Origin of the sequence: Bacillus haikouensis (assembly GCF_013179555.1) — a bacterium.
Classification (GTDB): Bacteria; Bacillota; Bacilli; order Bacillales; family Bacillaceae_B; genus Rossellomorea; species Rossellomorea haikouensis_A.
In genome coordinates, this window is the sequence record NZ_JABMCR010000231.1 from 1 (window position 1) to 6,543 (window position 6,543).

8 protein-coding genes and 1 pseudogene are annotated in these 6,543 nt (G+C 40.6%); 8 read left to right on the forward strand and 1 reads right to left on the reverse strand.

Annotation, left to right across the window (positions count from 1 at the left end; translation table 11 throughout):
- Nucleotides 1-103 precede the first annotated feature (103 nt).
- From HP456_RS18010 to HP456_RS18020, 3 genes are all read left to right on the forward strand, one after another.
- Nucleotides 104-724, forward strand: coding sequence for an ArsR/SmtB family transcription factor (locus HP456_RS18010; RefSeq protein ID WP_172253662.1), 621 nt, complete (start codon nucleotides 104-106; stop codon nucleotides 722-724).
- Nucleotides 725-846: 122 nt separating this feature from the next.
- Entirely contained in the window at nucleotides 847-2,130 is a 1,284-nt protein-coding gene (locus HP456_RS18015) for an MFS transporter (protein ID WP_172253664.1), read from the forward strand.
- A gap of 45 nt (nucleotides 2,131-2,175) precedes the next feature.
- Nucleotides 2,176-2,619, forward strand: coding sequence for a DUF1801 domain-containing protein (locus HP456_RS18020; RefSeq protein ID WP_172253666.1), 444 nt, complete (start codon nucleotides 2,176-2,178; stop codon nucleotides 2,617-2,619).
- A gap of 72 nt (nucleotides 2,620-2,691) precedes the next feature.
- Here HP456_RS18020 and HP456_RS18025 read toward each other — a convergent pair whose 3' ends face one another.
- Nucleotides 2,692-3,033 (reverse strand): YqzG/YhdC family protein, encoded by a 342-nt coding sequence (locus HP456_RS18025; protein WP_172253668.1) that lies wholly within the window; start codon nucleotides 3,031-3,033, stop codon nucleotides 2,692-2,694.
- Nucleotides 3,034-3,207: 174 nt separating this feature from the next.
- On the opposite strand from HP456_RS18025, the gene HP456_RS18030 reads away from it, so the two are divergent.
- The 5 genes and pseudogenes from HP456_RS18030 to HP456_RS18050 all read left to right on the forward strand — a co-directional run.
- Nucleotides 3,208-3,699: an NUDIX hydrolase gene (locus HP456_RS18030; protein ID WP_172253670.1), complete on the forward strand. Its 492-nt coding sequence runs from the start codon at nucleotides 3,208-3,210 to the stop codon at nucleotides 3,697-3,699.
- Nucleotides 3,700-3,754: 55 nt separating this feature from the next.
- Nucleotides 3,755-4,081, forward strand: a pseudogene (locus tag HP456_RS25675) (Dph6-related ATP pyrophosphatase); the annotation flags it as partial.
- A gap of 181 nt (nucleotides 4,082-4,262) precedes the next feature.
- The gene (locus HP456_RS18040; RefSeq protein WP_172253672.1) at nucleotides 4,263-4,412 is read left to right on the forward strand and encodes a Dph6-related ATP pyrophosphatase; all 150 of its coding nucleotides are present in this window, start codon (nucleotides 4,263-4,265) and stop codon (nucleotides 4,410-4,412) included.
- A 179-nt stretch (nucleotides 4,413-4,591) separates the two neighbouring features.
- Complete coding sequence (locus tag HP456_RS18045) at nucleotides 4,592-5,206, forward strand: TetR/AcrR family transcriptional regulator (RefSeq protein WP_172253674.1); 615 nt, start codon at nucleotides 4,592-4,594, stop codon at nucleotides 5,204-5,206.
- Between the two features lie 40 nt (nucleotides 5,207-5,246).
- Nucleotides 5,247-6,543 (forward strand): DHA2 family efflux MFS transporter permease subunit (locus HP456_RS18050; protein ID WP_246289226.1); only part of this gene is annotated, 1,297 nt, incomplete at its 3' end.

Below are 6,543 nucleotides of genomic sequence, written 5' to 3' on the forward strand. Positions count from 1 at the left end.
AGTAAGCTAGAACCTATTGCCCACAGATCTCTCAATATGTTAAACTTTATTTACACGGTAAAATAAAGTTTACTGAGTAAAATTAGTTACAGGGGATGTTCTTATGAAATCGATGTTTATCATCAAGGAGTATGATCAATTAAAAGCGTTAAGCGATCCGTTTCGCATCAAACTGATGATGCGTCTTGTGGAAAAGCCATATACAGGACAGCAGCTATCTGAATTGTTCGAAATGTCCCGTGCAAGAATCCATTATCACTTAAAAGAGTTAGAGAAACTCGGCTTGATAGAAATTGTCAAAACCGAAGAAAAAAACGGGATTGTACAGAAATTCTTCCAATCGGTCTCAAGCGGATTTTATCCTGATGCAAGCTTGCTTCCTCATAAAGAAGAAATAAGCGAAACAAAGAGGCTTATGATGTACGGTATGCTTGAACGGACGATGAGCAGGATTCTTGAAGCTCCCAGTACAGCTTTCGAAGAAGCCGGAGACAAGGATCCTTCTGATTGGAATATACTTGCATCTTCTTGGGAAACCTCCAGCTCTGAAGATAATTTCAAATGGTTCGTTAAGGAATACTTCGAACTAGTAGGAGAATTCCAAAAAAGAGCCAGAGAAGAGAAAGGAATTAACCAAAAAATTTATTATATGACCGGGATGGGATTCGAAGTGGAAGAATCAAAATTTGCAGATCGTGTAATGGATGATGAAAAAGACCGGTAAAACGGTTTTTTTTGAATCAAAAGTAAAATAATTTTTACTGAATAAAAGTATTTTTCTGAATGGTTGTAAACTATTTATTACGATTGAATTTTTCACACAGAACAAGGGGGATTGGATTAATCATGAAAGAATTACTATTCAAAAATCGGAACTTCGCATCTTTGTTCTTCGGGAGAATGGTCACCAATATGGGGGACAGTATCTATTATGTTGCTGCAATGTGGCTTGTATATGAGCTGGGAGGAAATGCATTTTACACAGGACTCGCCGGATTTTTGACGCTGATGCCGGGGACACTTCAGTTCCTGATTGGTCCGCTAGTTGATCGATGGCAGATAAAGAAGGTGTTGATTTCCACGCAGATCATCCAAGGAATGCTTGTATTAACGATACCTATTGCCCACTATTCAGGTTTTCTCTCTGTGACATTCATCCTGGTTATTATGCCGGTAATTTCTGCACTGAATCAATTTGCATATCCCGGGCAGGCAGCCCTGCTTCCACGGATTGTCGACAAAGATCAACTTATTAAAAGTAATTCATTATTCTCTTTTGCTTTTCAAGGTGTCGATCTTGCGTTCAACGCGCTTGCAGGCATTCTCCTGACCATTGTCGGCGCCGTCACTCTCTATATGATTGATGCCGTTACATTTATCGCTGCAAGCATCCTATTCAGCCTGATCAAGCTTGAAGAAAAGCAAACTGTTAACGAAAAACAAAAGATAAAAGAATCGGTTACCCAGTATAAGACCGATTTAGTTGAAGGTTTTTCCATTGTTTTCAAATCACATTTGGCCAAATTCCTTCTTGGTTCCATCGTTGCAAATTTTGCAATAGGATCTATTTATGCCATATTACCTGCGTTTGCTGATGGAAGAGGAGAATCCGAACTTTATGGACTCTACTTGGCAGCAATTTCAGGTGGAGCTCTGGTCGGGGCATTATGTGCATCATGGTTTGGACGCTTTGCCATCGGTAAACTGACAATCCTTTTGTTTTTGATCGGAGGAGCCATGTGGCTGGTTTCAGGTATTGTTCCTATTAATGCTGTCAGTATTTTTCTGTTTGGGCTGGCGTGGATTCCGATCGGTGCAACCAATGTCATATTCGGGGCTGCCATTCAGTCGATGGTACCTTCCCATCTGCTCGGCAGAATATTCTCTGTAACTGCGTCATTAGGTGCATTGGCAATGCCGACTGGTTCTCTACTGGGAGGATATCTTGCTAATCAGTTTGGCCCCGGTATCGTATACCTTTCAAGTGCTGGTGGTATTTTATTTATCTCCATCGTGTGGGCTTTGAACAAAACACTGAGATCTCTTCCCCAATCATCAAGTCTCCAACCCGAGGGAATGGGTCTTCCATCCGAATCATCTCCTATACCTCAAGAAGGAATTTCGGGATGATAAGTAGAATGTAAAGTCATAATGAAGTGAATGAGGGGAGGCAAATTGTACGAATTAAAAACAAAGCAGAATGACAATAGTGTTCTTGAATTCATCGAAAGTGCAGGAAGTAAAAGAAAGCGGGAAGATGCCTACAGACTTTTGGATGTTTTCACAGAAGAAACCGGATTTCCTGCTAAAATGTGGGGACCGAGCATGATCGGATTCGGTTCGTACCATTACAAATATAAGACAGGTCATGAAGGGGATTCATTTCTTGCGGGATACTCCCCGCGAAAAGCCAAGGTCAGTCTCTATTTTGCACCAGGAGATGAGGAACGGGAAGAACTTCTGAAGAAATTCGGAAAACACACAACCGGAAAAGCGTGTGTCTACATCAATAAAGTAGATGATATTGACGAAGACGTACTAAGGGAACTGATTCATGCCTCGATTACTTTCTTGAAGAAAACTTATCCTGATGGGGGAATGAACCAACCAAGTAGTTGAAGAGACAAGGTTGGACTCTGCTGAATTAATACTCGTTTTTATTGGCGGGTACTAATTCAGCAATTTTTAAGATTATCTTGATACTTCTTTAAACGATATCTGTTTCAATTCATCTGTTTCAGGATCAAATTTGATGTTAATTTGTACTCCGAATTCCCTGTCCTTTCCTTTTAACCACAGTTTGAATTTTTCTATACTATCTCCTTCACTGTCTTCCCGCCCGATATGGAGGTAATCGATGATCTTGGCTTCTGGATAGCGTTCTTTCGTTTTTTGCATGGCGATCCGTCCCCACTTTGCATAAGAAGGCACTGTAACACCTATACTCTCGAGACTTTTGGCAGAAACAGAAGGATGTGGAATTCCGCTGGAGATCAATTGAATAAGGAAGATACTCATAATAAATTTTTTCATTTGTACAGATCCTTCCTTGTTTTTGTTTTAGCTTTTGTTTATTTTCACTTCCTATTCAGCATGAATAGGAAGTGAAGCTTTACCATTTATCCAATCAGGCATGTGCTGCTATACCTAGTACATGCTGAGTTGATAACAGTTACCAAAATTCCAATAAATGAAAGAAGGCTAATAATGTCAAGCATCCATGTAAAATGGGGAAAATCGCTGGTTAAATTAAATTGGGTTGAGAGCGAATTGCTTCCAGATCTTAAGTTGATAACAAGTGCACATGGTTTTTGTTTTCTTGAGAGGAATCTTATGCTCGTAGATATTGAACACAGGGGATGGGATTTTCCAGGCGGCCATGTTGAAGCTGATGAAACGCCACAAGAGACAATCATGCGTGAAGCACTGGAAGAAGGGTGTGTCGAAGGAATTACAGAACTTCTTGGCTATGTGATAGTAGATCACACTGATAATCCATGTTGGGAAGAAGCCGGCAAGTATCCTAAAATCGGGTATCAAGCCTTTTACAGAATGGACATTGAGCAGATCCATCTTTTTGAAAAAAAGCATGAATCCGCCGGGAGGGTTTTTATTGCCCCGTCAGATATCGATAAGTATTATCCGAACTGGAATTCTATTTATGGAGAAATATTACATACAGCAAGTTCCAAACTTTAGAATGGAAGGCAGGGGTAATCGTTTGAAAAAAACATAAGAAAAAAAGGTTGCTGACTGCTGGAGCAGCGGCAAAGACAGCTGTCTTGCACTTAATAAGCTATTACAGGATAATATGGATGTCGTTTGTCTTATATCGATGGTGAATCTAAAATACGAACGCAATCATTCACATGGTAACAAACTGAAGATTCTCGAATTACATGCCGACGCGTTGGGTATTCCTTTACTTTTGGTGGATTCTGCCGGTGACTGTGAAAAATCGCTGGTGAATGCACTAAGGCATCTAAAAGATTCCTGGGTGTCGAGCAAATCGCTTTCGTCAGTTTGTATGTTGAAGAAGACCGTAAATGGAAGGAAAAAGTGTCAAATAAAGCAGGGATAGAACCAATTTTCCCAGCAGGGATCTCTTCTAAGATTCAAATGCCCGCATGGAAGAATTTCTATGTTTCGGTTTTACTGCTTTGATCTGCCGTGCTTCTGAAAAACATTTGGATCATACATGGCCTGGCCGGATCCTCGACTGGCGATTTTTTGAAGAAGTTCAGAAGTAAGGTATATGCGTTATGGGGGAATATGGGGAGTACCATACATTTGTGGTGGACGGACCGATTTTCAAGAAGAAAATTCAGCTGATCCAATCAGGTGCCGTGTTGAATTCAGGACGCTGGTCCCTGGATACTCAACAATGTGTGTTGAATAATAAAAATGAATAAAACGAATACATAAAATTTGTAAGGCGCTCAATATAGAGCGTTTTTTTTGTGTTATGTCGGGAAACTTATATACGATCGGAATTGTGTAAGTTTATTCTTTGACTTATGACATCGTGTCATCTATAGTAGTAAAGGTCTTGATTATGACAGTGTGTCGCTTTGACGGGATGGAGGTAAGCATGCCAAAACCAACGTTTTATAATTTAAAAGAAGAGAAAAAGCAGATACTAATTGAAGCAGCAAAAAAAGAGTTTTCACGGGTCTCACTTTATGAAGCTTCAATATCAAACATTCTGAAATCAGCAGGGATACCCCGTGGCAGTTTCTATCAATATTTTCAAGATAAAGAGGACGCATTTTTCTATTTGCTGAATGAACATACTCAGGAAAGACACGATAAATTCTTAACTAATTTAAAGATATACAACGGTGATATTTTTGAAGCGGTTACAGAAATTTTCCATCATACATTAAAGCGATCCCATTCACAAGGGCAGAACAATTTCATAAAAAATGTCCTTCTGAATATGAACTATAAGATTGAAAAAGCATTCACGAAATTCCTGAGTAAGGAAGAATTGAATAAACGGTATGATGAAGTTTTTGATCTGGTGGACTGGAAAAGCCTGAATATCTCTGATGAACATCAGCTGTATCATGTTATGCAAATCTTATCTGCAGTTACATTTCATAATCTGGTGCACAGCATCTCAAACGAATTAAGCTATGAAGAAGCAGTTTCAAAGTACAGATTTGAAATTGATCTGGTTAAGACAGGGATATCAAAAAAATAACTTAATAAACAATGTTAAGGATGAAGAAAGAAGGGAGAATATGAAGCCGCAATCACATGATATATCTCAATCAACCGAAACCTTCAATAAGTTTCCGTTATTATTCGTATTAATTTCAGGCGCATTTGCGGCCATCTTAAATCAAACGCTGCTTGCTACAGCACTGCCGCATATTATGAAGGACCTGCATCTTGAAGCAAGTACAGCTCAATGGCTCACATCCATCTTTATGCTGGTGAACGGAGTCATGATCCCCATTACAGCGTTTTTGATCGAACGCTTCACTACTCGTTCATTATTCCTTACAGCAATGGGGTTATTCGCAGCCGGTACGTTGATATGTGCAATCGCACCAAATTTCGGCATCTTAATGGTGGGACGGATTGTTCAGGCATCGGGGGCCGGCATCATCATGCCGCTGATGCAAACGATACTATTTCTGATCTACCCAGTTGAAAAACGGGGCAGTGCAATGGGGATGTTCGGGCTTGTCATCTCGTTTGCACCAGCCATCGGGCCGACTCTGTCAGGATGGCTTGTCGATCAATTCCCGTGGAGAAGCTTGTTCTATGTCATATTGCCGATCGTTATCATCGACCTCATCGTTGCCTACTTTATTTTGGTAAATGTAACGAAGCAGACATTCCCTAAAGTCGATATATTGTCGATCATCTTATCTTCACTGGGATTCGGCGGTTTGCTTTACGGATTCAGTACTGCAGGGACCACCGGTTGGGAAAGTTTGCAAGTTGTTGCTGCAATGATCATAGGCTCAATCTCATTGACATTCTTCATATTAAGACAATTTAAATTGAAACAGCCAATACTTGAATTCCGTGTATTCAAGATAAGATTATTCACAATTACAACTGCTCTCGGGATGGTTGTCTTTATCGCTATGATCGGAGGGGCGACTGTCCTTCCAATCCTGATGCAGAATATGCTTGGTTTTACTGCATTTGAATCCGGCCTCATGCTGCTGCCTGGTGCACTCATCATGGGATTCATGAATCCAATAACGGGACGGATCTTTGATAAATTTGGGGCAAAATGGCTGGCTGTAACAGGATTGATCCTTATTTCTGTGACAACGTTCATGTTTACAAACCTTACCCCTCAGACTACATTCACGTACCTTGCGGTGGTAAATGCAGTAAGAATGCTCGGTGTCGCGATGGTGATGATGCCTGTCACGACAGCAGGTCTAAATCAGCTCCCGAATCATCTGATTCCGCATGGAACTGCAATGAACAATACTATGCGACAAGTATCAGGTGCTGTCGGAACTGCATTGCTCGTAACAGTCATGACCACCGCCGCACTTCCGGACAGGGGAG

Excerpts from the sequence above, each read along its gene's own strand:
- HP456_RS18040 (WP_172253672.1), top strand. The coding sequence starts at position 4,263 with ATGGGGGAATATGGGGAGTACCATACATTTGTGGTGGACGGACCGATT.
- HP456_RS18025 (WP_172253668.1), bottom strand. The coding sequence starts at position 3,033 with ATGAAAAAATTTATTATGAGTATCTTCCTTATTCAATTGATCTCCAGC.
- HP456_RS18045 (WP_172253674.1), top strand. The coding sequence starts at position 4,592 with ATGCCAAAACCAACGTTTTATAATTTAAAAGAAGAGAAAAAGCAGATA.
- HP456_RS18015 (WP_172253664.1), top strand. The coding sequence starts at position 847 with ATGAAAGAATTACTATTCAAAAATCGGAACTTCGCATCTTTGTTCTTC.
- HP456_RS18010 (WP_172253662.1), top strand. The coding sequence starts at position 104 with ATGAAATCGATGTTTATCATCAAGGAGTATGATCAATTAAAAGCGTTA.
- HP456_RS18030 (WP_172253670.1), top strand. The coding sequence starts at position 3,208 with ATGTCAAGCATCCATGTAAAATGGGGAAAATCGCTGGTTAAATTAAAT.